At 45.5% G+C, this 24,835-nt stretch carries 31 protein-coding genes and 1 pseudogene; 25 read left to right on the forward strand and 7 right to left on the reverse strand.

What is annotated here, in order from left to right:
* The 4 genes and pseudogenes from MBEAL2_RS09980 to MBEAL2_RS09995 all read left to right on the forward strand — a co-directional run bounded on the left by MBEAL2_RS09980 (position 1) and on the right by MBEAL2_RS09995 (position 3,378).
* Entirely contained in the window at positions 1 to 798 is a 798-nt protein-coding gene (locus tag MBEAL2_RS09980) for a carbon-nitrogen family hydrolase (protein WP_369405489.1), read from the forward strand.
* A gap of 46 nt (positions 799 to 844) precedes the next feature.
* Positions 845 to 1,734, forward strand: a pseudogene (locus MBEAL2_RS09985) (EamA family transporter).
* Positions 1,735 to 1,762: 28 nt separating this feature from the next.
* Positions 1,763 to 2,830: a M42 family metallopeptidase gene (locus MBEAL2_RS09990; protein WP_047152140.1), complete on the forward strand. Its 1,068-nt coding sequence runs from the start codon at positions 1,763 to 1,765 to the stop codon at positions 2,828 to 2,830.
* Between the two features lie 32 nt (positions 2,831 to 2,862).
* Positions 2,863 to 3,378, forward strand: coding sequence for a hypothetical protein (locus MBEAL2_RS09995; protein WP_047152141.1), 516 nt, complete (start codon positions 2,863 to 2,865; stop codon positions 3,376 to 3,378).
* 468 nt (positions 3,379 to 3,846) lie between these two features.
* Here MBEAL2_RS09995 and MBEAL2_RS10000 read toward each other — a convergent pair whose 3' ends face one another.
* The 4 genes from MBEAL2_RS10000 to sleB all read right to left on the reverse strand — a co-directional run bounded on the left by MBEAL2_RS10000 (position 3,847) and on the right by sleB (position 8,427).
* Entirely contained in the window at positions 3,847 to 5,439 is a 1,593-nt protein-coding gene (locus MBEAL2_RS10000) for a long-chain-fatty-acid--CoA ligase (RefSeq protein WP_047152142.1), read from the reverse strand.
* Positions 5,440 to 5,761: 322 nt separating this feature from the next.
* A complete protein-coding gene (locus tag MBEAL2_RS10005; RefSeq protein WP_047152143.1) occupies positions 5,762 to 6,256 on the reverse strand; it encodes a hypothetical protein in 495 nt (164 codons plus the stop codon).
* 18 nt (positions 6,257 to 6,274) lie between these two features.
* Complete coding sequence (gene cax, locus MBEAL2_RS10010) at positions 6,275 to 7,330, reverse strand: calcium/proton exchanger (RefSeq protein ID WP_173427703.1); 1,056 nt, start codon at positions 7,328 to 7,330, stop codon at positions 6,275 to 6,277.
* 239 nt (positions 7,331 to 7,569) lie between these two features.
* A complete protein-coding gene (sleB, locus tag MBEAL2_RS10015) occupies positions 7,570 to 8,427 on the reverse strand; it encodes a spore cortex-lytic enzyme (protein WP_047152145.1) in 858 nt (285 codons plus the stop codon).
* 113 nt (positions 8,428 to 8,540) lie between these two features.
* Here sleB and MBEAL2_RS10020 point away from each other — a divergent pair, with 113 nt between their 5' ends.
* From MBEAL2_RS10020 to MBEAL2_RS10030, 3 genes are all read left to right on the forward strand, one after another.
* Positions 8,541 to 8,813, forward strand: coding sequence for an ArsR/SmtB family transcription factor (locus MBEAL2_RS10020; protein ID WP_052947640.1), 273 nt, complete (start codon positions 8,541 to 8,543; stop codon positions 8,811 to 8,813).
* 89 nt (positions 8,814 to 8,902) lie between these two features.
* Positions 8,903 to 9,289 carry an Asp23/Gls24 family envelope stress response protein gene (locus tag MBEAL2_RS10025; RefSeq protein WP_047152146.1) on the forward strand — a complete coding sequence of 129 codons (387 nt, stop codon included), beginning with the start codon at positions 8,903 to 8,905 and terminating at the stop codon, positions 9,287 to 9,289.
* A 120-nt stretch (positions 9,290 to 9,409) separates the two neighbouring features.
* Positions 9,410 to 9,859 carry a CBS domain-containing protein gene (locus MBEAL2_RS10030; protein WP_047152147.1) on the forward strand — a complete coding sequence of 150 codons (450 nt, stop codon included), beginning with the start codon at positions 9,410 to 9,412 and terminating at the stop codon, positions 9,857 to 9,859.
* Between the two features lie 258 nt (positions 9,860 to 10,117).
* Here the strand turns inward: MBEAL2_RS10030 and MBEAL2_RS10035 are convergent, their stop codons facing one another.
* Complete coding sequence (locus tag MBEAL2_RS10035; RefSeq protein ID WP_047152148.1) at positions 10,118 to 10,606, reverse strand: PaaI family thioesterase; 489 nt, start codon at positions 10,604 to 10,606, stop codon at positions 10,118 to 10,120.
* Positions 10,607 to 10,688: 82 nt separating this feature from the next.
* On the opposite strand from MBEAL2_RS10035, the gene MBEAL2_RS10040 reads away from it, so the two are divergent.
* From MBEAL2_RS10040 to MBEAL2_RS10060, 5 genes are read left to right on the forward strand one after another with little or no spacing between them, the layout of a single operon-like run.
* Positions 10,689 to 11,309, forward strand: a complete 621-nt coding sequence (locus MBEAL2_RS10040) for a hypothetical protein (protein WP_052947641.1) — start codon at positions 10,689 to 10,691, stop codon at positions 11,307 to 11,309.
* 9 nt (positions 11,310 to 11,318) lie between these two features.
* Positions 11,319 to 11,516, forward strand: a complete 198-nt coding sequence (locus MBEAL2_RS10045; protein WP_047152149.1) for a DUF3006 domain-containing protein — start codon at positions 11,319 to 11,321, stop codon at positions 11,514 to 11,516.
* Entirely contained in the window at positions 11,500 to 12,381 is an 882-nt protein-coding gene (locus MBEAL2_RS10050) for a ComEC/Rec2 family competence protein (protein WP_047152150.1), read from the forward strand. Before MBEAL2_RS10045 ends, MBEAL2_RS10050 begins: the two co-directional genes overlap by 17 nt.
* A gap of 46 nt (positions 12,382 to 12,427) precedes the next feature.
* Entirely contained in the window at positions 12,428 to 14,371 is a 1,944-nt protein-coding gene (locus MBEAL2_RS10055) for a hypothetical protein (RefSeq protein WP_047152151.1), read from the forward strand.
* A gap of 55 nt (positions 14,372 to 14,426) precedes the next feature.
* Complete coding sequence (locus tag MBEAL2_RS10060; RefSeq protein WP_047152152.1) at positions 14,427 to 14,897, forward strand: YlbF/YmcA family competence regulator; 471 nt, start codon at positions 14,427 to 14,429, stop codon at positions 14,895 to 14,897.
* Positions 14,898 to 15,042: 145 nt separating this feature from the next.
* On the opposite strand, the gene MBEAL2_RS10065 is transcribed toward MBEAL2_RS10060, so the two are convergent.
* The gene (locus tag MBEAL2_RS10065; RefSeq protein WP_047152153.1) at positions 15,043 to 15,228 is read right to left on the reverse strand and encodes a hypothetical protein; all 186 of its coding nucleotides are present in this window, start codon (positions 15,226 to 15,228) and stop codon (positions 15,043 to 15,045) included.
* A gap of 122 nt (positions 15,229 to 15,350) precedes the next feature.
* On the opposite strand from MBEAL2_RS10065, the gene MBEAL2_RS10070 reads away from it, so the two are divergent.
* The 13 genes from MBEAL2_RS10070 (at position 15,351) to MBEAL2_RS10125 (ending at position 23,840) form a co-directional block, all read left to right on the forward strand.
* Positions 15,351 to 15,671 (forward strand): YlbG family protein, encoded by a 321-nt coding sequence (locus MBEAL2_RS10070; protein WP_047152154.1) that lies wholly within the window; start codon positions 15,351 to 15,353, stop codon positions 15,669 to 15,671.
* A 190-nt stretch (positions 15,672 to 15,861) separates the two neighbouring features.
* Entirely contained in the window at positions 15,862 to 17,049 is a 1,188-nt protein-coding gene (locus tag MBEAL2_RS29180; protein ID WP_052947642.1) for an HD-GYP domain-containing protein, read from the forward strand.
* A gap of 99 nt (positions 17,050 to 17,148) precedes the next feature.
* Positions 17,149 to 17,595 carry a universal stress protein gene (locus tag MBEAL2_RS10080; RefSeq protein ID WP_047152155.1) on the forward strand — a complete coding sequence of 149 codons (447 nt, stop codon included), beginning with the start codon at positions 17,149 to 17,151 and terminating at the stop codon, positions 17,593 to 17,595.
* 137 nt (positions 17,596 to 17,732) lie between these two features.
* Positions 17,733 to 18,563 carry a GspE/PulE family protein gene (locus MBEAL2_RS10085; RefSeq protein WP_052947643.1) on the forward strand — a complete coding sequence of 277 codons (831 nt, stop codon included), beginning with the start codon at positions 17,733 to 17,735 and terminating at the stop codon, positions 18,561 to 18,563.
* Between the two features lie 92 nt (positions 18,564 to 18,655).
* Positions 18,656 to 19,543 (forward strand): helix-turn-helix domain-containing protein, encoded by an 888-nt coding sequence (locus MBEAL2_RS29185; RefSeq protein WP_052947644.1) that lies wholly within the window; start codon positions 18,656 to 18,658, stop codon positions 19,541 to 19,543.
* Between the two features lie 204 nt (positions 19,544 to 19,747).
* Positions 19,748 to 19,960, forward strand: a complete 213-nt coding sequence (locus tag MBEAL2_RS10095) for a hypothetical protein (RefSeq protein WP_047152156.1) — start codon at positions 19,748 to 19,750, stop codon at positions 19,958 to 19,960.
* Positions 19,961 to 20,031: 71 nt separating this feature from the next.
* Positions 20,032 to 20,238, forward strand: a complete 207-nt coding sequence (locus tag MBEAL2_RS10100; protein ID WP_047152157.1) for a helix-turn-helix transcriptional regulator — start codon at positions 20,032 to 20,034, stop codon at positions 20,236 to 20,238.
* 347 nt (positions 20,239 to 20,585) lie between these two features.
* Complete coding sequence (locus tag MBEAL2_RS10105) at positions 20,586 to 21,923, forward strand: FtsK/SpoIIIE domain-containing protein (protein WP_047152158.1); 1,338 nt, start codon at positions 20,586 to 20,588, stop codon at positions 21,921 to 21,923.
* The gene (locus MBEAL2_RS10110; protein ID WP_161798198.1) at positions 21,892 to 22,449 is read left to right on the forward strand and encodes a replication-relaxation family protein; all 558 of its coding nucleotides are present in this window, start codon (positions 21,892 to 21,894) and stop codon (positions 22,447 to 22,449) included. Before MBEAL2_RS10105 ends, MBEAL2_RS10110 begins: the two co-directional genes overlap by 32 nt.
* A gap of 14 nt (positions 22,450 to 22,463) precedes the next feature.
* Positions 22,464 to 22,907, forward strand: a complete 444-nt coding sequence (locus tag MBEAL2_RS29190) for a hypothetical protein (RefSeq protein ID WP_052947646.1) — start codon at positions 22,464 to 22,466, stop codon at positions 22,905 to 22,907.
* Between the two features lie 2 nt (positions 22,908 to 22,909).
* Positions 22,910 to 23,041, forward strand: a complete 132-nt coding sequence (locus MBEAL2_RS33565) for a hypothetical protein (RefSeq protein ID WP_269082459.1) — start codon at positions 22,910 to 22,912, stop codon at positions 23,039 to 23,041.
* A gap of 13 nt (positions 23,042 to 23,054) precedes the next feature.
* Positions 23,055 to 23,270, forward strand: a complete 216-nt coding sequence (locus MBEAL2_RS10120) for a DUF7678 domain-containing protein (RefSeq protein WP_047152160.1) — start codon at positions 23,055 to 23,057, stop codon at positions 23,268 to 23,270.
* A 186-nt stretch (positions 23,271 to 23,456) separates the two neighbouring features.
* Positions 23,457 to 23,840: a hypothetical protein gene (locus tag MBEAL2_RS10125; protein ID WP_047152161.1), complete on the forward strand. Its 384-nt coding sequence runs from the start codon at positions 23,457 to 23,459 to the stop codon at positions 23,838 to 23,840.
* A gap of 585 nt (positions 23,841 to 24,425) precedes the next feature.
* On the opposite strand, the gene MBEAL2_RS10135 is transcribed toward MBEAL2_RS10125, so the two are convergent.
* The gene (locus tag MBEAL2_RS10135) at positions 24,426 to 24,695 is read right to left on the reverse strand and encodes a helix-turn-helix domain-containing protein (protein WP_047152163.1); all 270 of its coding nucleotides are present in this window, start codon (positions 24,693 to 24,695) and stop codon (positions 24,426 to 24,428) included.
* Positions 24,696 to 24,835 lie beyond the last annotated feature (140 nt).

The following is a 24,835-nucleotide window of genomic DNA, read 5'->3' on the forward strand; positions in this document are numbered from 1 at the left end:
ATGCCCAGCTATCAAATTGCGCTTTGCCAAATGGATATCCGATTCGGCGATCCGGTGTTGAACCAAAAAAAAGTGAGGGGCTTTTTTGAACAGGCTGCCTCGCTGGATAAAAAACCGGACATTATTATCTTCCCCGAGTTATGGAACACAGGCTATGACTTAACACGCCTGGACGATATTGCGGACCCGGAGGGAAAACAAACAAAAGAGCTGCTTTCTGAACTTTCCAGACAGCATCAGGTGTATACGATTGGCGGTTCGGTCGCTGAGAAACGCGAAACCGGAACATTCAATGCTTCGTTCGTCTTTTCACCGGAGGGAGAAATCATTCACACCTATCGTAAAGCCCATTTATTCCGTCTCATGGAAGAGGAGAAGTATTTGCTGCCGGGAGAATCCCTCGCAGGGTTCACGCTGGACGGAATGCCGGCCCTTCTGCAGATTTGCTATGATATCCGCTTCCCTGAAGGCATTCGCAGCGGAGCGCTGGCAGGGGCAGAAGTGCTGTTTGTTGCGGCGGAATGGCCGCATCCCCGCCTTGCCCACTGGCGCCAGCTTCTGATTGCACGCGCGATTGAGAATCAGATGTACGTCGTGGCATGTAACCGGGCGGGCACCGACCCGCGGAATACATTCTGTGGGCATTCTATGATCATTGACCCGTGGGGAGAAGTCATTGCTGAAGGAGAAGAAGAGGAGGCAATCGTTACCGGGGAAATCGACCGTGCACTCGTCTCCGAAGTAAGGGGCCGGATTCCCGTATTTTCTGACCGCCGCACTGATTTATATATGCTCTAATGTAGTACAATATAAAGGTGATATAGCCGGGAGGAGAGGATACATAATGATTTACTGGCGTTCCATTATGCTCGTTTTCCTTGGCGCCTGCAGTTATGGAATCCTGTCTACTTTTGTCAAATTTGCATACAAGGCTGGATTTTCGCCAGGAGAGGTTAGCGGCAGCCAAATGTTTCTCGCTGCCTTGCTGATGTGGGTACTGGCCCTTCTTGTGTCCAGAGAAAGAGCGACAGCGAAACAGTGGCTGCTTTTGGTCGGTGTAGGAGCAACAACCGGGCTGACCGGCGTTTTCTACTATAGAGCGCTCCAATATGTCCCCGCCTCTATTGCCATTGTTTTATTGTTCCAGTTTACGTGGATTGGTGTGCTTGTTGAAGCGGTGCTCCTTAGAAGGAGGCCGGAGACAGGAAAAGTGATTGCGCTTATTTTATTATTGCTTGGCACCGTGCTGGCCGGCGGGCTGTTTGGCAGCGGATTCGGGCAATTTACCCTGGCTGGTGTCCTGCTTGGCTTGCTTTCAGCTGTTACATATGCCTTGTTTATTATTTTTAGCGGCAGGGTAGCCCCGCAGGTTAATCCATGGCTGCGCAGTGCGATTATGCTTACGGGAGCCTCTTTGCTTACCTTTATCGTCTACCCGCCTCCTTCTTTACAAATGGCTCCCTCTGGGATGGATTGCTCTGGTGGGGGGGCTTACTCGCTCTGTTTGGCGGCATTGTCCCGACGCTATTCTTTACTGTCGGAGTACCACATATCGGAAGCGGGCTTGCCACGATTCTCGGAGCAGCTGAACTGCCGACAGCTGTGTTTCTTTCCAGCTTTGTTCTGAGAGAGCAGGTTGGCATCGTTCAGTGGATTGGTGTTTTCGTTATTTTAATGGGGATTGCCGTTCCGGAGATAGTCCGTAAAAAACAGGAACCGGCCCGCAGTAAATAAAAGAATAAAATGAAAGGAGAACAATACAATGGATGAACAAATGCGCTTGTTTACACGATTGACCGAGGGGCGGGGGGCGCCGGGCTTTGAATATGAAATACGTTCGATTATGAAGGAATATCTGAGTGAAACGACAGACGAAGTTGTTTACGATAATTTAGGCAGCATATTCGGTGTTTTACGCGGGGATGAGCAGGGCCCAACCATCATGGTAGCCGGGCATATGGATGAGGTTGCCTTTCTGCTTACACGGATTACGGATGAGGGATTTCTTCAATTCCAGCCTCTCGGCGGCTGGTGGAGCCAGGTGCTTCTGGCCCAGCGTGTGCAAATTCAAACGGAAAACGGAACGGTAATGGGTGTAGTCAGCTCCATTCCGCCCCATGTACTGCCCGAATCGATGAGAAACAAGCCGATGGATATGAAAAACATGTTCATTGATGTTGGGGCGGATGATAAGGAAGATGCGGAAAAGATGGGGCTTCGGCCCGGGCAGCCGATTCTTCCGGTATGTCCTTTAACGGTAATGGGAAATCCGAAAAAACTAATGGGTAAGGCATGGGATAATCGCTATGGATGTGCGCTTGCCATCGAAATGATGCAGGAGATGAAGGGTCAAAAACACCCTAACGTTATTTACGGGGGAGCTACCGTCCAGGAGGAAGTCGGTCTGCGAGGGGCGGGCACAGCAGCGGAGATGATTCAGCCTGACCTGTTTTTTGCGCTCGATGCAAGCCCTGCCGGGGATATTCCCGGGTTAAAGGACGGCATGGGCAAACTGGGCGGCGGTTTGCTTATGCGCATTATGGACCGCACGATGGTCACGCTGCCCGGCCTGCGTGATTTCATAATTGATACGGCGGAAGAACTTGGGATTCCTTATCAATTCTATGTTTCACCGGGCGGTACGGACGCCGGAAAAGTACACCTGACAGGCAAAGGGGTGCCGTCCGCGGTTATTGGCCTTCCGGCGCGGTACATCCACAGTCATGCGGCCATTATCCATAAAGATGACTATGAAGCGGCCAAACGTCTGTTACTCGCATTGTTAAAGAAAATAGACAGGAAGACGCTGGCGCAAATTATGGCCAGATAAGTGGGAACACCTGATACAAGGAGGGTAGTATCATGCAATATTTATATCTGCACCGCATAAATGATTCTTCTCTTCAGGCGATTCGATATGTGTACCGGTTTGATGATCACGCCCTCTCCCCGGGCAACCTGGTCATTAGAAATCTTTTTTACGCGATGCTGGAAGCGGTAAAGGCAAGACTGGATCGCGTTGAGATCGAATATAGTGACATCGAGATGGTAAAGCGGATGGGGATGGAGCCGGCCGTTTCTTTTCTGAAAAAAATGGGAGCCGATCAGGTCAAACAGGAGGAGCGCAGGAAAGACGGAGTTTTATTGAGCCGGGTTTTTACGGCTCCGCTTACTCCTGAACGTCTGGACTACTTTTTTGGCATGAGGGAATTGGATGACGTATACCGCCTTCGCTTTCTTGCACAAGGGGAGGAGAAGGTCCACCTCTATTTTGCGGAGACGCTTTCTGCCCAGGTTCAACCGGATGAGGAAGAGGTTTTTCTCCAAAAATTACTTGAAAACCATGTGCCACACAAAATTTTGCAACAAAACGGGTGATTTTGTCGACATTTGTTTGAAAAACGACCATTTTCCTAAAAATTTCTATTGTCTATTGTCAGGTTTTATATTATTCTTTTTATGACAACTTATTCAATAGGTTGAGAGTTGTTGTTTTCATTGGCCCCGATTATCTCGGGGTCTTTTTTTATTTGCCGGTAAAGCGATGTTTAAAAAAGAGCAAACGTGGGTAGATTCGTGAAAGATAAGGGGAAACTTTTTGTTTTGCTTTTACGTATAGATATATAAATAGGCTGATAAACTATCCGAATGATCATATCTGTTAAGGGAGGAATTGGAAAATGGAGCAGCAGGCACGGCGCGCCCTTGGCCTGTTTTTATCTGCAGGCTTTGTAGTAGCTACGCTCGTAGTGATTACAGGAATTATTAAAGTGTCATTATAAAAGAGACCGGTACAAATACATATACCCCTGCGCGGATTTGGCGCAGGGGTATTTTAGTGGGGTCTTAGTTCACCCGGCGGCCGGCCTGCTTCCAGAACGGTTCCCGCAGGACAACCTTTTGTATTTTACCGGAAGCGGTCTTTGGAAGCTCCCGGACAAACTGTACGGATTTCGGGCATTTGAAATGGGCGATTTTCTCGCGGCAGAAGGCGGTGATATCTGCCTCTGTTGCTGTATGGCCTTCACGCAAAACGCAGACGGCGTGGGGGACCTCGCCCCATTTCTCATGGGGAATTGCGATAATGGCAGCTTCAAGAATGGACGGATGCTCATATAGCGCCCCTTCGATCTCAATGGAAGAGATATTCTCTCCGCCGCTAATAATAATGTCCTTCTTCCGGTCCACGATATCAACGTAGCCATCCTGGTCAATCGTTCCCATGTCTCCGGTGTGGTACCAGCCGTTTACAATGGAACGGGCCGTTTCTTCCGGCTGCTGCCAGTATCCATCCATTACGGAGTTAGAGCGGCAAATGATCTCCCCTGATTCCACGCCGTTTGGCTCGACATCTTCACCATCTTCATTGACAACCCGCACTTCCATGTTAAGCATGCTAATGCCTGCTTTCGCTTTGAGGCGGTGGATGCGGTCCGCGTTCCCTTCCTCCTGGATTTCTTTTTTAATATGGGAAACCGTCAGGAATGGGGAAACCTCGGTCATGCCGTATACTTGTGTAAATGTCCAGCCAAGCTCTTTTTCCACTGCTTTGACAAAGGATGGCGGCGGTGCGGATCCGGCGATAACCACACGGACGGGCTGTGCTATCTGCATATCCTTTGCAGCCGGCTCGTTCAAAATCATATTCAGCACGGTGGGCGCCATGCAGGCAACGGTTACCCCTTCAGCCTGGACGAGGTGTACAATGTGGGCGGCATCGATTTTCCGCAGCATAACGTGGGTAGCTCCCATGCCTGTAAAAGAAAACGGCGTACCCCAGCCGTTAACATGAAACATCGGAAGGGTGTGCAGCAATACGTCCGTATCGTCCGCACGCAAGTGAATAATTGTGTTCAGCGCATTCATATATAGGCTGCGGTGAGTCTGGATTACACCTTTCGGGCGGCCGGTTGTGCCGCTCGTGTAAAGAATGGTGGCCATATCTGTCTCTTCCATATGTACCGAAACAGGCTGATCAGAAGCAGAGCTTGTCCACTCATCGTACGCGAGCCACCCTTCCTGTACATCATGTCCGGGTACAGGTAATGAAACATAGGACTCAACGGTTTCTAACTGATGAAGCACCGGCATAATCAGCGGCGCAAGCTCCGCGTCAACGAGGAAGAGCTTGGCGCCGGAGTGGTTCACAATATAATCGTAATCGGAAGGCACGAGGCGCGTATTCAGAGGAACAAGTACGGCTCCCAGCGTAAAAGCGGCATAGAACGCCTCATACATCTCAAGGCGGTTAGGAGACAGGATCGCAATTCGATCTCCTTTTTCGATCCCTTTGTTACGGAAAGCGTTTGCAAGGCGATTTACACGCCTGCCGATTTCCGCATAGGTAAAGCGTCGGTCCCCATCCACTATAGCTGTTTTCTCCGGATAATGATAAACAGCTCTCTTTAGAAAATCATGCAATAACAAAGGTACGTGCATCCCATTCCACTCCTTTTTTTGTCTGTACAAAACTAAAATACCACAAAGGGAAAGGTTTGTGGTTATTTTGACAAAATTGTCGGAAGAATTCGAGATGAGAAAAAAGAAAGTTCATTCCACTTGCCTTTCCCTTCCGCGAGGGAGAGGGTACTGTCCGCTCCACCTCCCTGCGAGCAGCGCCCACCAAACATCTGGGTAACTCAGTGATGGAGACAATGGTGGGCTTCTTCTGCTCTCCGGCAGGTTCCGCTGGGTCAGGAAGGCCGGTCAGCGTGGACTGCCCTTCCTTTTTACAATCACCTGTTTGTAGTAAAATGCAGCTCTAACGGACAAAAAAGGACTGGATTCCGCGAATCGGGTGATCCAGGTTTCTGCCGTCACCATAGTAGAGAAACACAGGTCCATTCTCACGAATCGGCTTTCCATCAATGGCGAAACAAAGAACGGCATCTTTTGCATCTTCCAGCGCAATTTCTTCTTCCCCGTCCCCGGTCCGGCAAACAAGTGTTGTTGCTTCGCTTTCAGGTTCCGCGTTTGTGATGAAAGGCCAGAGGGCAATGCCGTAATCTCCGGCAATTTTCTTCTTTTCCACGAACAGCATTTCACTCTTCGCTGTTGGCGTAACCCCGTGCTTTAGCTCCTTGTCCCACTGCTCGCTAATCGACTTAATCGATGTATCTTCCGCCTCCTCGGCTTCTTTCCCGATGTTCGCAACGAAGTCCTCCATCTTGAATTTCCGGTCATCAAAAATCCAGACACCCGGATCGAGGGTGATTCCATATTTTACCTTCCCGTTGATTGTGATGACATCTGCCATGTTTTTCTCCCCTTTAGGCTAAATAAAATAAAACGCTGATCCAAGTATAATATAAACGACAAGAAGAAGAACTCCTTCATACCAGTTTGTGCTTCCATCCCTTGAAATGGAGGAGGCAATAAAGGCGCCGACTGCGATGGCGGCAAGCTCGACTGTCGAAAATACGAGGTTCATCTGCTTGCCGAAAAGCAAGCTGATAAATACGAGGGTAGGAGCCACAAACAGTGCGATTTGCAGGCTGCTTCCGACCGCGATTTCGACCGAGGTCCCGATTTTGTTTTTTAGAGCCATAAGGATAGCGGCACTGTGTTCGGCGGCATTACCGACGATCGCGATGACGAAAGCCCCGACAAAAATCTCCGACCAGCCGAGGCTGTGTGCGACTGCCTCGATGCTATGTACAAGCCATTCACTCGTAATAGCCACGAATCCCGTTGCCACAACGAGAATGAGAACAGATAAGCCTTTGCTCCACTGGTGCCCGGCCTCTTCGTCTTCTACAGCCGCCTGGTCTGCAAGTTCTGTTTTATGGGTAATCATAGAGAAGACGAGCCATAGAATGTAGGCGATAATAAGAAGGCCGGAAATAATCAGGCTCAATTCGTTATTTTGTGCCGGCTCCAGGTTTTTTAGAAAAACCGCCGGAACGAACAGGGAAATGACGGCAAGCAGCATAAGGGACGAGTTATGGCCGGCAAGCAGCGGATTAAACCTCTGTTGTTTAAACTTCAGCCCTCCCGCAATGACACTAAGGCCGAGGACAAGGAGAAGATTGCCGATGATAGAGCCGGTTATACTCGCTTTTACCATATCAAATAATCCTTCTTTAATTAGAAAGATGGCGATAATAAGTTCCGCTGCATTTCCGAAAGTGGCGTTTAAGAAGCCGCCGATTCTCTCACCCGCATAATGCGCCACGCTTTCGGTGGCTCTGCCAAGCAATGCGGCGAGCATAACGATGGCCGCCGCCGCCGTTACGAACTGCAGACCGGCAGAATGGGTGAAATAGTGGGCCCATGCACTAAGCGCTGTCAGTACAATGATGATTGTAAAAAAGAATTTTTGGTTCAACATTTCCACCTCTGTCTGGATAATTTATACTGTCCTCAAATAGTGTAAAGCATTGGCAAAGAAAAAAGCAAAAAATTCCTAAGATAAGGGTTCGTTCTCTATTATTCTATACCCATTTTGCTAAAGAAAACCCGGCTGGGAGCAGAGCGGAGGCGCTGGGGCTCGCCTTATCTACCAAAAAAAGCGCTGCTCCAACGTGAAGAGCGCGCTTTTTTCCTTCCTTACCGTATCATGCTTTCGTTCTATCTGCAGAAAATATGCCTGCCAATTTGTTTAATTTGCGGGCGTGTCCATATCCAGGGGGACGTTGCGGTTTCGGGGTTAAAGTAATAAAGCGCGCCGTTGGTCGGATCCCAGCCGTTCAGGGCATCCTGCACCGCTTTTCTTGCCGATGGATCTGGCTCGAGCCAGATTTGCCCGTCGGCTACCGCGGTAAAAGCACCAGGCTCAAAAATAACCCCCGTTGGAGAACTGGGGAAGGAACCGCTTCTTGTGCGATTTAGAATGACCGCGGCTACGGCTACCTGTCCAATATACGGCTCTCCGCGTGATTCACCGTACACGGCATTGGCCATCATCCGCAGTTCATTGTCGCTCAAAGAAGAGTTCGTTCTTGGGATCGCCCTTGTGGTTGGTGCGGCCGGGGCTGTTTCTTCGCCGGCCGTTCCCCCACCAGCCGCTTCTTCCCCGGTTGTACCTCCGGCAGCCGCTCCTTCGTTAGTAGTTCCTGTACCCCGGGCAGCGGCTTCTTCCGGACCTGGCCGGTAATTCTTAGTCGCTTCCCATAATTTAAGTTTTGTCTCTGGTCCCAGTACCCCGTCTATGTCCATGCCAAACTCATACTGGAAAAGCCGCAGGGCCCTATATGTACTCTCGCCAAAGACTCCATCGATGTCTCCATTGTAAAATCCGAGCAGCTTTAGGCGTCCCTGCGCTTCAATGACATCATCCCCGATGGCGCCCTTTGTCACAACCCAATCGCTGAAAGCATGACTGATTTGAGCAGGGACCCACGGGATGAAAAAACTGCCCGCAGTGAGAGTGCCGAACAACAGAGCCATAAGAATTCTTCTTTTTCTGTTTCTTTTTTTCCTGTTCATGGTGACCTCCATTTAAAATTTCAGGGTGGTTATCCATATTTTGAACGAGAACGCATAAAATCATGTGTATAATTAAAAATGATAAAGAAGGAAATGATTGGAGAACGATTTGTATGGAAAAACACATTGAACAAATGGCAGCTGTCCATAAAGCGCTCGGGCATCCGGTTCGTTTGCAGATTCTCTCATTGCTGGCGCGGCAGGAAGAATATTATTGCGGAGACCTTGTCGGCCTTGTCGGCCTGGCCCAATCCACTGTTTCCCACCATTTAAAAATATTGAAGGATGCACAGCTAGTCGTAACGGAAGAAAGAGGGACGTTCGTTTGTTACCGTGTTCAACGGGAAAAATTGAAGGAAGCAGCGGACATGCTCCTTTCCTTCTAGAAAAAATTCCGAGTTTGCAGGAAACAAGTTGCCAGAGCCAGATGAAAGAATAAAATGAAAACTAAACAGATATATAAGGAGGAATTCCGATGGCTGATGTAAAAGAAAACGGAGTTGTACGCATTGCCGATGATGTTGTTGCTGTTATTGCGGGTATTGCAGCAAGTGAAACAGAAGGGATTGCGGGGATGTCAGGAGGAATTACCGAGGGGTTAGCCCGCAGGGTGAGCGGTAAGAACGTCCAGAAAGGCGTTTCAGTTGAAGTAGGAGAATTCGAAGCAGCCATCGATTTAAGGATCATTGTGGCGTACGGTTCCAAAATTGATGAAGCGTGCCGCAGGCTCCAGCAAACTGTGAAAGATGCAGTAGAGTCCATGACAGGGCTTCGTGTCGTGGAAGTTAACGTAAAGGTAGAAGGCGTGGAGTTTCCGAAGGAAGAGAAAGAACTCCTTCCTGAGGTTCAGCGCGTAAAATAAAATGTGGCAGAGAAAGGCTGTTGACAAGAGATGTCGGCAGTCTTTTTTGAATGGAAGCGTGCATTATCTCCTCCCTGGAAGGAAAAACTAATATCGTATTCCAACAAGGAGGCACAGATAATGGCGAAAAAGCTTCGTGATATTATGACGTCTAACATTGCAACGGTTACGCAGAAAGATAACCTGTATGAAGCCGCAGTGAAAATGAAAGAACACAACGTAGGCATTATTCCTGTCGTTGACGAGCAGAACAAGTGTATAGGCCTGATTACCGATCGGGATATCGTTATCCGGGCAATAGCGGACAAAAACCCTCCGTCCACCTCCGTAGTTGACATTATGAGCGAGAGGCTTATCAGCGGAGAGCCGGACATGTCCGTTTCCCGTGCGGCTGAAATCATGGCGAAGGAAAAAGTCCGCCGCCTGCCCGTTCTTGAAAACGGCACGCTCGTCGGCATGGTCGCGATGGCAGACCTTACCCGGAACAAAGAAACGCAGGATGAAGCCGCCTTTGCTATTGAAGAAGTGTCGGAACCGACAACGATTCACAGCCAGGGATATATGCAATAAATAGGCGTTTGTCCCATTTCCTCCGCTCCTTCTCTTACATAGGATGATACAAGAGTGAATGGAAAGGGGGAGAGACGCGTGGGAGCTTTTGACGGTTTCTTCGATAGTGATACCGGACAGATCTTCGCGATTATTCTCATCATCCTGTTGCTTGTGTTTGTGTTTTCAGGATTCGATTGGTAGTATAAAGCAAAGAAGGGGAATGCAGTGCAGCTGCATATCCCTTTTTTTTCATACGGATGGAAATGGAAAATGCGGTTATTTCGGCTCCAGAAGAAAGAAATTTCCGCTTCCGGCGAGCACCAGCCGACCTTCTTCGTTATGTATTTTGCATTGGCACACGCACAGGTGGCTTCCTTTACGCAGGAGCTCGGCCGTTGCGATGAGCCGATCGCCGGTACCGGGAGACAGGTAGTGCACATTCATTTCCGTTGTCACTACTTTATGCCCGGAAACACGGCTGGCAAGCGAACCCATGACAGAATCGGCGAGAGAAGCTGTAATCCCCCCGTGAACGGTGCGGTGCCTGTTTAACATAAAAGGCGTGATTGGAACTTCGAAGCGGTACGTGCCGTCTTCGAGATATTCTCCCCGCAGACCCATAAATCCGGATAGATAGGAGCTTTTTCTATCCCTCATGTGCTCGATTGCCTGCCTTGTTAAGTAGAGCATTTGCTGCTCTTCCTCGTTTTCTCCGTTTATGATCTCATTGAAAAAGCCGAGCAAAGCCTCCTGATCTTTTCGCATATTCAGACACTCCTTTTTCTTTGTAGTATTCACGTCTCTCTATTATACTAAATAAAAGGAATGAAAAAGGAGACACGAAAACTTGGGGATGGAAGATAAGCAGAGTAGGAAAGGGAAGAGGCACCGCAGGGAAAAGGAGAAAAACCGGTTTGTTTCGCGCTGGAACTTCATTATTGCGTTGTGGACGTTTTGCACAGCCACTTCCATTAGTTTAATCAGCGATATTTTGCTTAGGGATTCCACTCTTCTCATTTCACTTTTAACGCTGTTCTCGATTATTGTGGTCGGTGCGACGGCAGATATTGTTGCGGTTGCAATTACGGCGGCCTCATCCGAAATGAGCCCGTTCAATTCTATGGCTGCACGTAAAGTGTACGGTGCGAAGCAGTGCATCCAGATATTGAAAAATGCGGCGAAATACAACACGTTCTTCGCTGATGTCGTTGGGGATGTTCTTGGCTATTTGTCCGGTTTTGCGGGGGCCCTCATCGTCGGCAGGCTTATTTTTATGAGCAATGCTTTATCGCCCTATGAGCGTGCTGTTTCCGTACTGGTGGCGGGCCTGACGAGCGCATCCGTCGTTTTCAGTAAATCGATAGGTAAAAATATCGCCCTTCATTACCGGATCGAAATCGTTCTGCTCATCGGGCGCGTGCTAACCTTTATAAAAGAGCCGGTTTCTCTTAAGAAGATAAAAGGATAAGGAGGCAGCATGTACATAATTGACAGCTTCGAGGAGGAGTGGGCGGTAATTGAAACGAAGAAAGGCCCGTTCCGCCTGCCCAGGGCATTGCTCCCGGTGAACGCAAGGGAAGGGGATGTTCTTCGCATTACTATTGAAAAGGACACAGATGAAACACAGAAAAGAAAAAACACCATGGAGAAGAGAATGAATGACTTATTTGAATAGACTCCGGCAGGTTTTTTTTGTTTTCCTGTGCGTTTTTTTTATGGCAGCCTGTACGGCTCAGCCTCCTTCTTCTCCACGTCCGAATTCTAAGCAAGCCCCGGCAGATTCAGGAAGCACACTGCTTGAGGTTCATTACCTGGATGTAGGGCAGGGGGACAGTACGCTCGTTCGCTTCCCCGGCGGGTTTACAATGCTTATCGACGGGGGGAACAATGCGGCCGGCCCAACGGTTGTAGAGGACATACGCAGACTCGGCATTGCCCGGCTGGATGCTGTCGTTGCGACCCACCCGGATGCCGATCATATCGGAGGCTTAGACGACGTGCTGCGAGCATTCGAAGTAAAGTCTTTCTATATGCCGCGCAAGAGCCACACTACGAAAACATTTGAGGACTTGCTGGACGCGGTTGCACAGGAAGGGCTGAAAATAAAGGAAGCGAAGGCCGGTGTGGCCATTCCGGGCGGCGGTGGCACGAAGACTTATTTTATTGCGCCTGTTAAGGCCTATGACGATAACAACAATATGTCGGCTGTCATAAAGCTGGCCTATAAGGAAAAAACATTTCTTTTTATGGGAGATGCGGAAAAAAAATCCGAAGCGGACATACTTAAAGAAGGGGAAGATGTCCAGGCAGATGTGCTAAAATTGGGGCACCACGGAAGCCGCTCTTCAACGTCGTCCGCATTTCTCGCCCGTGTTCATCCGCAGTATGCGATCGTATCAGCCGGAAAAAATAACGATTATGGCCATCCCCATGCGGAAGTAGTCCAGCGGGTGAAAAAGCAGGGGATTAAACTGCTTCGCACGGACCAGTTGGGGAGCATTGCAGTTGAAACAGACGGGCATACGCTTACGTTTTCGTAGTGATACGGAAATGAACAAAGTTACTTTATAAAAACGGAGTACAAACATGAAAGTAAAAGAGATGGTTAAACAGTTAAATATAAGGGTAGTGCAGCAGCTTATCCGGGAGAACGGATGGAAAATCCCGGCTGAAGCGGATGAAACAGCCGCAAAAGAAATGTTATCACGCGCTCTGCTTGACGAACCATCCATCCGGACAACGTGGGAATCACTTACCGCCCAGGAGAAAAATGTGCTGCTTTATTTTTTGTTTGCTGTAGGGCACGATATTGTCACCTACCGGCAGATGGAAGCTTTTGCTTATGCCTCCTCCCCGATTGAAGTATATGCGGGGCTGACAGGCATCAGGAGAAAAGGCATCGTGTATACGCTGCGCAGATTGTGGGGTGAAATGGCGTATTGCATACCGTATGATTTGCAGGCTGTCTGGCGTTCTTTTCTTCGCAATACGATAGCAGGCACGGATCCGGAAGAGAGCACAGCGCCATTCGCTCCCCCGCCGGCGTATTTTTCCGGACAGAGGGCAGCGGTGGTGCTGTTCCGCCTCCTTCAGCAGCACCGCCGCCAGGGCATTCCTCTCACAAAACGGGGGTTTCCAACTGCCAGAGTAAGGCGCCAATGGCAGGAACATATTCCTTACGACGAAGCTTTATTCCGGCCATTGTACAGTGAAACCGCCGGAGATTACAGTGCGTGCGAACATTTCTTCCTGGACATGATGGTGGCGCTGAAAGTTATTGAAAAGAAGGAGAGCGATTCGGGCCAGGTGTATTCCATTCAGGAGGAAGCGGTCCACGAACTGTTTCGTGGAAGTGAGACGAGTGTTCAGCAAAAGCTGTATGTGCATATGAAGAAAACCTGGAGGACCCTGCACCCTTTATACCCTATGATTTGGGAATGGCTCGAGCGGGGGCAAGGACCGGGAATCACATTTCAGTCTCTCGTTTTTGAATGGGAAAAACTTGTGGCCGGCCAGGAAGCAGAACGAGGGCGTACCGCATGGGATCAGTTTAGGGAAGAGATGCTTCCTATACTGGATGTGCTTGGATTTCTTTCCTCTATCACCGACCCACTGTCCGGAGAAATAACGCTTGGGTGGATGATAAATCCGGATGCGGAAGAGGAGGGGGAGGAAGGAAAACCAGCGAAGGCCGGTTATGTCCAGCCTACCTTTGAAGTGCTCCTGCTGCCGCATGCCCCTTATCAGGTCCGCTGGGAGCTCGGGCGATACGGGGAACTAAAGGAGCAGCAGGAAGTATGGACGTTTGAACTTACGAAGCAATCTGTCCGCAGGCCGGAGGAAGCGGATGCCACAGGCAAGCTGCTATCTCTTCTCTCCTGTATTCAGGGGGAAGAGATAGCCGGCAGCGTGGCTGATCAGATCAAGCAATGGCTCCACCAGGAACGCCAGGTTGAACTGCTTCACATTGCCCTTCTGCGCTGCCCCGATAAAGAGACGGCCGATTGGGTAGAGAGGGAGCCCGCACTCCGCGGCTGCTGGCAGGAAAGGATGAACGGTACGGATTTCATTGTGGATGAGCATAAAGAGGATGAGCTGCAGGCAGCGCTGGAGAAGTGGAGCATCAAAATGAAGAAGGCAAACAGCGGCCCGCCTGCAGTGGGACGAATGGTGAGTGAGCCGCTGCCGGCCGAGGAAGCGGCGGATAGGCTGGAGGAGGGATATAAGGTAGAATCCATTCTTCCTGTTCTTGAGGACGTTCTGCCGGAGCTTAAAGAAATCCCTGCCATCTGGTATAAGAACTGGCAGAGATATCATGGCTCTACTCTCCGCGCCCTCCTTGCTAAAGCGCAATCGCTCTCCATTCCTGTACGCATGGAGGCGGGCGGAAGAGAGTGGGAGCACATCCGCGTGGCCGATATGGCAATAACGAATGGAGAGCATCGAATCGCGATTCGCTGCAATGATAAAATGAGCCATGTTTCCCTGGAGGAAATCGGCCGAATTAAACTTGAATTGCCGCCCCTCTAAGAGATGGGCTAGGCAGCCTGTAGCGAACATGATACAATGGTTCAGAGGTGAAATCATGTTGAGTAATTTGACAACAACGTCTCCTATTAATACGCATGAGGTTTTGGAACGTGCCCATAGGATCGGGGAGCTTCTTGTTCAGTCCGACGAGATGAAGCGGTATTTACTGTCGAGAAAGAGCATGGAAACAGACCCTAAGGCCAACGAAAAAATAGAAACCTTCAATAAGATGAAGGAGAAATATGAAGATGTTCAGCGTTTCGGGAAGTACCATCCCGATTACAATAGCATCACGCGTGAAATCCGCCAGGAAAAGCGAGACATGGATAAGGTGCAAACGATCGCGGCGTTTAAGAAGGCTGAGAACGACCTTGACGAGCTGCTGTATCGTGTCAGCCGTACGATTGCGGATTCTGTTTCACAAAGCATCAAGGTGCCAAGCAATAACCCGTTGTATGAAATGGGCGGGGGCTGCGGCAGCGGGGGGTGCGGAACAGGCGGCGGCTGCGGCTGCAGCGTGAAATAAGCTTATTTATACAGCACACAGTCCGCACAGTTGCGCCCGCAGCAAACGGACGAAGGTGAGTCAAAGCGTATTTCGCAGCGGTATACAAGCTGCTGCTCCGTGCTTCGCACAAAGCGCGGGACAATGTGGTACGCGGCATTTTCTGTTATTGTACGGGCCCTTGGACAATCAAGCGGCCCGTTTCCTCTTGTACATCACCCGGACTTAAGGCTGAGCCGGGCTTCAACTGGAAGTAAAGAAAATAAGCCCCTGCGATTTTTTTGAAGAGCACCCGTTCGTAAAACGAGGGAAGGGACAGCCTCTCGCACAATAAGGAAAACGTTTGCTCCATCGTCTGTTCATTCCTTTCCTTATTAACCTTGATTAACCTTGTTATCTCCTCTATTATATAAACCCTTGCGAACGGTAACAACAGGTGATAGTATTCATACATGAAGGAAGGAGAGCAGGAGAATGAGAGAAAAACGTTTAGGCTTGGCTGTGTACGTGAAAAACGTAAAGTCAGCCCGAAATCTGCGAAAGTTTGGCAACGTGCATTATGTTTCCCGCCGTCTAAACTATGTATCAATGTATGTTCCTGAAGAGACGCTGGAACAGACGATTGAGCGCATCTCCCGACTGGATTTCGTAACGCGCGTGGAACGCTCCCACCGTCATGAGATTCCGATTTATTACGATAATGCCAAACCGGATAAGGCCAAAGAATTTGATTATAAGATGGAGGAAACACAGCTTTTATCTGTAGTCAAAGGAGAGCAAAAGCCGGATACATAAAAGCGATTAATGAGAGAAGAAGATTAAATAACGGCAAGCTGGCAACCTGTGTATGGTTGCTTTTTTATTTGCTGTTTTTCTTTCCTGATATGAACGTAAATTGAGAATTCACATTTGTGTATTCCGTTTACGAGACAAATGATATAATATACTGGCTAACACAACAAGCTTACTGGGGAGTCGTTTTTATATGAAAGAAAAGGGTGAAACAGTAACGCAGAACCACATTAAAAGCAAGCTTCGCTTTGCCTCCTTGACGATTATCACTCTATCCTGGTTTTTTGTACAGAATCTTCCAACCTTTGCTCCACTTATATTCTGGTGCTTAACGATAGCAGGATGGGTTATTGCCCTGGTCATATATAGTTGGAAAGGGAGGAAGGCTCCGGCCTTTCTTGCTTCAAACGAGCGAGTGCTGCGGGTTTTTGATTTTATCTTTGTCCTTGGCTACATATGGATAACGGGCGGGGCCGCGCAAAGCCCCTACCTCATTCTTATTTATCTTGGCATTGCTTCTGTCGGCCTATATGATGAAAAGCAGGTTGGCCTGCTGTACTCCCTGTTGGCTGTTGCGGTATTGCTCGTGTATGATCTATCTTATCAGCGCTTCTGGGCCGAGGAATGGAAAACATCGTACCATGTCGTTTCCCACATTTTTATGCTCCCGCTGTTCGGCATCATGGCCGATTTATTAATCGCCCATTTCAGGCATATTAAGCAAGAAGAGCGGGCGGTACTCGAAGAGCTTGTTGCAAGCCTGGCGAAAGCGATTGGAAGCAAGGATTCCTATACGCTTGGCCACTCAACGAGGGTGCAGCATTACGCAGTTGCCCTTGGTGAGGAGCTAGGCCTGAATCAGGAGGATATGTTTACGCTTAAATTCGGGGCCATGCTCCATGATATCGGAAAAATCCACATTCCATCCAGTCTGCTGAACAAACCCGGACGGCTGACGAAAGAGGAGTGGGATCAACTGCAGGAGCATGCTGTCGAAGGCGCACGTATTGTAGGAAGCCTAAAAAAGCTCACTGGTGTGCGGGATATTATCCTGTACCACCACGAAAAATACGACGGCCACGGCTATCCTCGCGGCTTGAAGGGGGATGAAATCCCGTTTCTTGCGGCGATTGTAAATGTCGCGGATTCCTTTGATGCGATGACGACGTCCCGAACGTACAACAAGCCGAAGACAGTAGAGGAGGGAATCGCTGAACTGGAACGGTGCAGCGGAACCCAGTTTCACCCGCTTGCCGCAGCGGCCGCCGTTTCGCTTTATAAGGAAAGTAAATGGCCCCGTTTTAAATCGGTGGAATATGCTGCGCAGCACCCCTTCGTTTCCTGGGATGAGCAGCCTATCTTCTCTTCCGGGCGGCAGTAACAGGATTGTCAAAACAATTTGTTTCCTCACCTATGCAACGCATCCAATCAGTTTTACAATAAAGATGAGGGAAGTGTTACTGACAAGGAGGGAAACTTTATGTTCAAGAAAATTATTGCGGCAATCGATGGTTCTGAGATGAGTGAGAAAGCAACAGAGGCCGCCATTCTTATGGCTAAGGAACAGGGGGGACAAGTTACTCTTCTTCACGTTATGAAAGATGTTGTCATCCCGCCATACGCGATGGGGGACATGGCGTATGTAACGAGAGAATACGACGAAGATATCAATGAAGCCATTCGCAAGGATGCGGAGGAGCTGCTGAATAAGGGCAAGGCCAAGGCGGAAGCGGACGGGCTGGCTGTCACGACGGTCCTTCGCAAAGGGGATGCCGCACGGGAAATTATTAATTATACGAAGGAAAATCGGACCGACCTGATTGTTATCGGCAGCCGCGGGCTCGGTGCTTTTAAGGAGATCATGCTCGGCAGTGTCAGCCATAAGGTGTCTCAATTGGCTGATTGTCCGGTACTTATTATAAAATAAAGACAACAAGTAAATTTGCTTTTTCATCGATGTCTCTCCGCCTTTCGGGCAGGAGGGGCATTTTTTTATTTATTATTTGGAAAATAATTACATTTATTATTTTTTATGGTATTATATGGGAAAGGAGTTGGTGATGAATGGCCGACGTTACCGGTTATGTAGCGCAATTAATTGAGAAAGGGGTCAAGCATGGAGCCAGTGATATTCATCTGGAGCCTACAGCAGATGGAATGGTTATTCGTTTCCGCATGGATGGGTATTTGCAGGAAATCGAATGGAAGGAAGAGAGCTGGGGTCCGCCTGTTGTTTCGAGAATTAAGCTGATGAGTGGGATGGATATTGGTGAAAGGAGGCTGCCGCAGGACGGGGGATTTTCCTTTGAAATTGAAGCGGACGGAGAGAAACAAAGCATCGATATTCGTGTGGCTACATTGCCTATTATTTACGGTGAGAAAGTCGTGCTTCGGCTCCTCCCCCATCACCCGCGGTTTCATTCGCTTTCATCGCTCGGGATGGAGGCTGCTGACATCCATCTTGTTCGTGCGATGATTTCACAGTCACAGGGAATGATTCTGATTGCGGGCCCAACCGGAAGCGGCAAAACGACGACGATGTATGCGATACTTCATGAACTGAGGAGGGAAGGCCGTAACGTCGTATCGTTAGAGCAGCCGGTTGAATACCGAATTCCGGGCGTTAACCAGGTTCAAATTCATCCGCGGACCGGGCTTTCCTTTCATGAAGGACTGCGGGCGGTTTTACGGCAGGATCCGGATGTCATACTTGTGGGAGAAATCCGGGATAAGCAGACGGCGGAGGTCGCTGTTCGCGCGGCCTTAACGGGGCACCTGCTCATTAGTACAATTAATGACATAAGCAAGATAAAAACGAGCACTAAAAAAAGAAAGCCCGGTGTTGGAAGCACCGGACAATCTGAGAACTCATTCGATTTGTTAATAAAATTATAGCACAAAATATAGAAATTCACAATTAGAATGTGCTGTTTAATGTGTTTTTAGATTAGCTTTCCTTTGCTTACGGTGCAAAAGGAGATATTGCTATGTCTATTATTCAATCTGCCCATTTTCCCTCATTTAAGGAATTATCCACATTTTCGTCTCTTGATGAGATGAACCTCGTAATAAGAAAATTTCTTTACCATCACTCCCATATTCTTAATGATTCCACAATAGCTGTATTTAAGACGATTGCCAAACACTCATGTAAGATTTTTGGTGTATGCTGGTTAAAAATCGACTCCTTGTCATCTATCCTCTCCTTGTCACGCTCTACTGTAGAGAGAGCTATCCGTATACTCAAAAAATACAATATAATCTCGACTAAACGAACCCAACGCAAACAGGGTGGATATGGTCACAATGTATTTATCCTACAGAAATTTGAATCAAATATTGAATTACAAAATTTAGGTGAAGTATCGGATGACAGATCGAATATGACGTATCGTCAATGCGCTGAAATTGTACATGGCACAAGCGTTCAACAATCAAAAAATGATACCGAAACTGGTTTTAATACTATGTCTTCTAAGAGAAATAAAAAAGATCGTATAGAAGAACGTAAAGAGAACGTGATAAATATCCCCGATAAATTGGATGAATCTTTTACACCTTCAAACGTACCGGAAGAATTTAAGAATGCTATTGCACCATTTTACCGATCTGCAAAAGAAATTTATGAGTTATGGGGAAAAGTCCGGCTTGCAGCAAAGGGGCTTATTCTTGATTATCCATTGGAACAATATGCAGATGTAGCAATTCAATCGTTTAAAGAGTCAGTTTTTGCACTCAAGAACAGTAGAATTAAGGCAGGAAGCAATGGTAAAGCGTTTATGGGCTACTATTATGGAACTTTGTTCAAGAAATTCAATAACGTATGCGAACAAGAATATTTATCTCTTGCCAAATCACATGAAGAGTTAGGTTAATAATCCTTATAGAGTAAAATTATTTAATTATTAGTTAATGTATCAATTTTAAGACGCTTAGAAAACCTATGTAGCTTTATTCTGGTATCTTGGTATATTTCTACTCCCGCCTATTTTGAATTGCTACAACACGTTTATATAAAGTCAGTGCTAGTACTTTTTTAGAACTTACGTAAATATCCTCTATAAAAAGGGGGAGAGTAGATGTTAGGTAGCATCTTATTTATATCGTTGTTCCTCATTTGCATAGGATTAGCTGGACATGCGATATTGTTAGTATTTCGTATGGTAAGGGCGGGTGGTTTTAGAAGGGAAGAAAAAGTTCCTAAATTGAGGGAGTTATCTTCTAAACTATTCCTTTATGGAGCAATTATGTTTGTTCTTTATGCATTTATGGACTGGTTAGCATCTCAATGAAAAACTGAGAACATTACTTATTAAAGGATTTTTCACTTCATAAAGCGAAATAGCATGATGAGGTGAGTGGGGTGACGGTTAAAAATAATCTCAAGGATTTAAGATATGAGCACAAAATGAATCAAATCGAATTTGCAGCACACCTAAATGTAAATCGGCAACTTTATAATCGATGGGAGAACCAAGCAACTCAACCTAGCTTAGAATGGATTTTGAAAATTGCTCAAAAATTAAATAAGCAAGTTGAAGATATTGTTTACCTAGATGAAGCCGAGTGAGAGCTTCTTTTTTTTGTGTTAAATGTCGCACATTAGAAAATTTTTGTCGCAGGACAGGCAAGTTTAAAAATTAGGCACATATCATTTAACAAATAAGCAATTCGCAATACAGTACAGAATCACTTGCGTTTGAGGTGACATTTTTGGTCTTATCAAACGAACTTAGAAAACTAGACATTTCAAGGGATTAAAACTTATCCTGATTGTTCGTTTTTACCCCAACTATAACTAATAGTTATACAAATGAGGTGGCGTATTCCCTTTTAAGTTTCGGTTTAATATCGAATCTAAAATTTTTCTTTAAAAAAATCAAACGGAAAGAAAAGAATGGAAAGGAGTTGATAATTTTGATTTTTGAAATTGTTTCCTCATCTGTTTTAGGTTCGATTGCTCTTTATGCCAAATTCAAACAAACGGGGCTAGGGAATGATTCTGATAAACTCAATAAAATTTTTACACTCACTGGTCTAAATATTAAAGACGGTCAAAAAACATATACTACTGAATTGTTGAAAAAAGTCAATCATTCATGGGGAACTGAATATAGGTATCGGATTCCATTGGGCAGAAGTTTTCAGGATTATCAAGCAAAGTTTAATCACATTCAGGATGGTTTAAACAATAGGAAAACCACATTTCAATTCACATTCGAGGACATAAAAGCAATTGACTTTAAGAAGAAGCTAATCCCACAAATAAAAAAACTCCTCACTAAGAAAAAATCCTCTAAAAAAGAAATCGAATTGTCTTATGATGGACTTCTAAAAATCAAAGTATATGACAAACCAATGCCAGAGCGTATCAATTATACCGATTTATCCTTTGTTGGAGACGGTTGGAAAATCCCCGTGGGCCAAATCAGAGAGAACAATGAATTAATCCTCCATGACTTTGAAACAATCCCACACTTAGTTTTAGGTGGGGCAACGAGATATGGAAAATCTAATTTTCTCAACATGCTTATTACAACACTTTTAATTACGCAACCAGACAACGTAAAATTCAGCTTGATTGACTTGAAGGGTGGCGTTGAGTTTTCTGATTATGAAAACATAAAACAAGTAGTGAATATTGCTTATGAGCCAGAAGAGGCAGAAGAAGCCCTTAAAGCCGTTATAGAAGAGATGAAGAAAAAACAGCGACAATTTAGAGGTAGGGGATTCAAAAACGTACAGGAGGCAAACGATTGTAGCCGTCATTTCATCATTATCGATGAGGTGGGCGAGTTAAATGTTGCCGAAGCGGTTACGAAAGAGGAGAAGGCGTTAAAAGAAGCTTGTCAGACATATATGAGTCAGATCGCCAGATTAGGTGCAGGTCTTGGCTTTAGACAAATTCTAGCTACTCAATATCCGACTGGTGACGTAATCCCTAGACAATGCAAGCAAAATTCAGATGCAAAGTTATGTTTCAGAGTTCAAAATGGAACAGCTTCAAGGGTTGTATTAGATGAAATTGGAGCAGAAGAATTACCGGAAATTAGAGGTAGAGCGATATATCAGACAGCATCTAAGAGACAGATTTTACAAACTCCTATAATTGAAACAAAAGAAATCAAAAAAGCAATTCAACCTCATATTGTCATTAAGGCGAGGGAGGAAAAGATTGATGAAGTCAAAGTTGAGCAGAACAGAGAGACAGGAACAGATTCTAATGAGTTTGGACAGATTCAGTTTCTTGACTAGGAGACATATTCAGCAGCTTCACCGTTTAGGAGGGGATAGGAATGCTCAAAAGGTTTTACAGCAAATGGAGCAATACTTACACACTTTCAAAGAAGGATATGATACTGTTCATTATTTAAATAAACTTGGCAGAGAAATGATCGGTTCAGAGAAACAAGTAAAACGGACACTGCAAGCAAAACACATTCTCATGAGAAATGATTTCTTCTTCTTTGTGGGATGCCCAATTACTTGGAAGAATGAGGTGAAGACAACGGATGGGAAAGTTACTATTAAAACTGATGCAATGTTTACAAGGAATAAACAACATAATTTTGTTGAAATTGACAATACGCAAACTATGAGTGAAAACCGAGTCAAGATGGATCGATATAAACAATTATTTGAAAATGGAGCTTTTCAAAAACAATTTGGCTATTTCCCAACACTTCACATTGTCACGGTTAATAAAAGCAGAATGAAGCGTTTTAAGGACATGTGCGAAGGTATGCCCGTTGAAGTTTATTTAGTCAACGACATTAAATAAGGGGAGTGGTTAAAATGGCAAAGGTTCAAACAATCAAGTTTGGTGAATTTATGGATAACTCTTATAAAATGCCGAAAATAAGCAAGAAAGACGTAAAGAAACTTAGAAATGTTCTTGTTAAAGCTGGTTGTATGGTTCCATTAGTAATGACTCCTACTTCTGTATTTGCGAATGGAATAGGGGATGCAGCAGGAAGAGTGGCAGAGGCAGGGGCAACAAAAGTGGCAGGTTCTTCCCTTTATATCTTGGCACACGCTCTTGATCCGGTGACTCAGATACTAATTGCTATATCCTTACCTATTGCCTCCGTTGTCATTATTGGTGGTTGCTTCTTCTTCATGTTCAATAGACCAGAAAAAGCATGGAGTACAATAATGAATGCCGGGTTAGGTTATATATTAATTCAATTATCCCCTCTATTTGTAGATATTCTTGAGCAAGTCGGAAAGAGTTTATAACAATGGGTGAAATGATTAAAAGAGTTATTATTTATGTGGGAAATAAGGCGAGTAAAATGGATGCTACCGATTATATAACACAAGATACTGTTCGTACCTTTATTGAGATTGCTAAGGAGATTGTAAAACCGTAATGAGGTGATTTCAATGTGGAAAACGTTTTGGTTTTTCGGGTACAAAATTTTTGTGAAAATTTATGATAATGATTTAGGCAGAGGCATGAAAGAATTACCCACGGTGAGTAAATTTTCTGTATGGAAGAAAGGTAAAGAGTTAGCTAATTATGATCGTGGATGGGATTTTAATGAACTTCCCTCTTTCACATATAAGGCAATTATCAGGTTTTTAGATTTAATCTTATAGGGGGTTGTTATGAAAACATTGATAATCGGTTGTTATATCGTTCATAAGATTTGGTGGAAGAGACATCACAAAGAGCGAAAAGTTGATTGGAATGGATTTTTTAACGAAACTAATTGAGTGACTTTATGTTTGCAGGAAATAACTCCCTTTTTGTCGTACTTAGTAAATAATGGGGAGGTGAAAAAAATGGATAAAGAAGTTAAGGAAATTATATCCAGGTATCAATATTCTAGGGATATAAAAAAGTATTCAAACCATTATTTTTTCCAAGATGATGACATTTTTTCAAGGGTTAACAATAATAGGGATGTGCAAAATGCTCAAAACAGAGTTGAATCTAACTTGCGAATGCTAAGTAAAGTATTCCCCCTAGAAAGAGTTGACGTAGAAGAACTAGAAAAAGATATGGGGCGATATGAATTAGCAGTTGCAAAAGTGATTCAATGTTTTGATAATCCACGTACTGATTTTAATTATACAGCAGAAGAACTCCAACAGCTTATTAATAGTGTATTTAGTTTTTACGATAAAATAGACAATGTTAACATGAGAAGATTATGCCAAGATTAATTTGCTTAGATTTATATAAATCTAAGGACACTGTTTAAACGGTGTCCTTTTTTTATAGGGTCAAATTTCTCTCTAATTATTCAATTCATTATGGGGGATCTCATTATTAAAAGACGGGGTCGCATTTCACGAGGTCATCTGTTTTCGGATTCACCGAAATCCCGAAACTGAACTATTCAAATCATCCATTTTGGGTAATCCGGCAGTCGCATAGGTAGACGACTAAAATTGGTTTTCCCATTATAGGGGAAATGAGAGCCAATCTTTGGACTGTGAGAATTTGCTCACTCCTGTTTCTTGTGGAGTCACCAGATATGGCTAGTCAACTTGATAATTCAAAATTGATTTTTCAAGGTGTGTCAAATTTGACGCTCCCTAAAATTACGAAAAACTTTGGGATAATGCAAAAGTTATCTTATAATGTCAGCCGTAACCTTTGGCGATTGAGATATGATAATCCAAAATTGGATTTTCCCATCCGACTTTTACACATTTATGAGTACCAGAACCACACTTTTACTCAACTTTCGGAAATAATTGTCCATAAGTAAAAAACACTCCCCATTTGGGGAGTGCGATTTTGTGTTATTCTTCTACCTCTACAATAGATACGATTTTATTTATGTCGTCAAGTTCTAACACTTCTGCTATTAATTCCAATGACTCCACTGGAATTCTCTTTGTTTTGCCATTGCACATTTCCGAAATGGTTGCTTGGCGAACTCCCCATCTTTCATTTTCCCCAATTACTGGCCTTTTTAACTTATCAACGATAACTGTTTTTTCATGTAGTTCCTTTTGTGTCATACGATTACGCCACAATAATTCCTCAAGATTAAATTGGATTTTCTTCATTATGTAATCACTCCACTTATTTATTTTAATTTTATTAATTTTATTATACTCGATCTTTAACGTATAGAAAATACGTAAAACGGAAAAATAGTCACAAAATAATTACGCTATACGTATTTACATTTCGTTTTGCGTATGAT

The sequence above is a fragment of the Aneurinibacillus tyrosinisolvens genome (assembly GCF_001015055.1).
Lineage (GTDB): Bacteria > Bacillota > Bacilli > Aneurinibacillales > Aneurinibacillaceae > Aneurinibacillus_A > Aneurinibacillus_A tyrosinisolvens.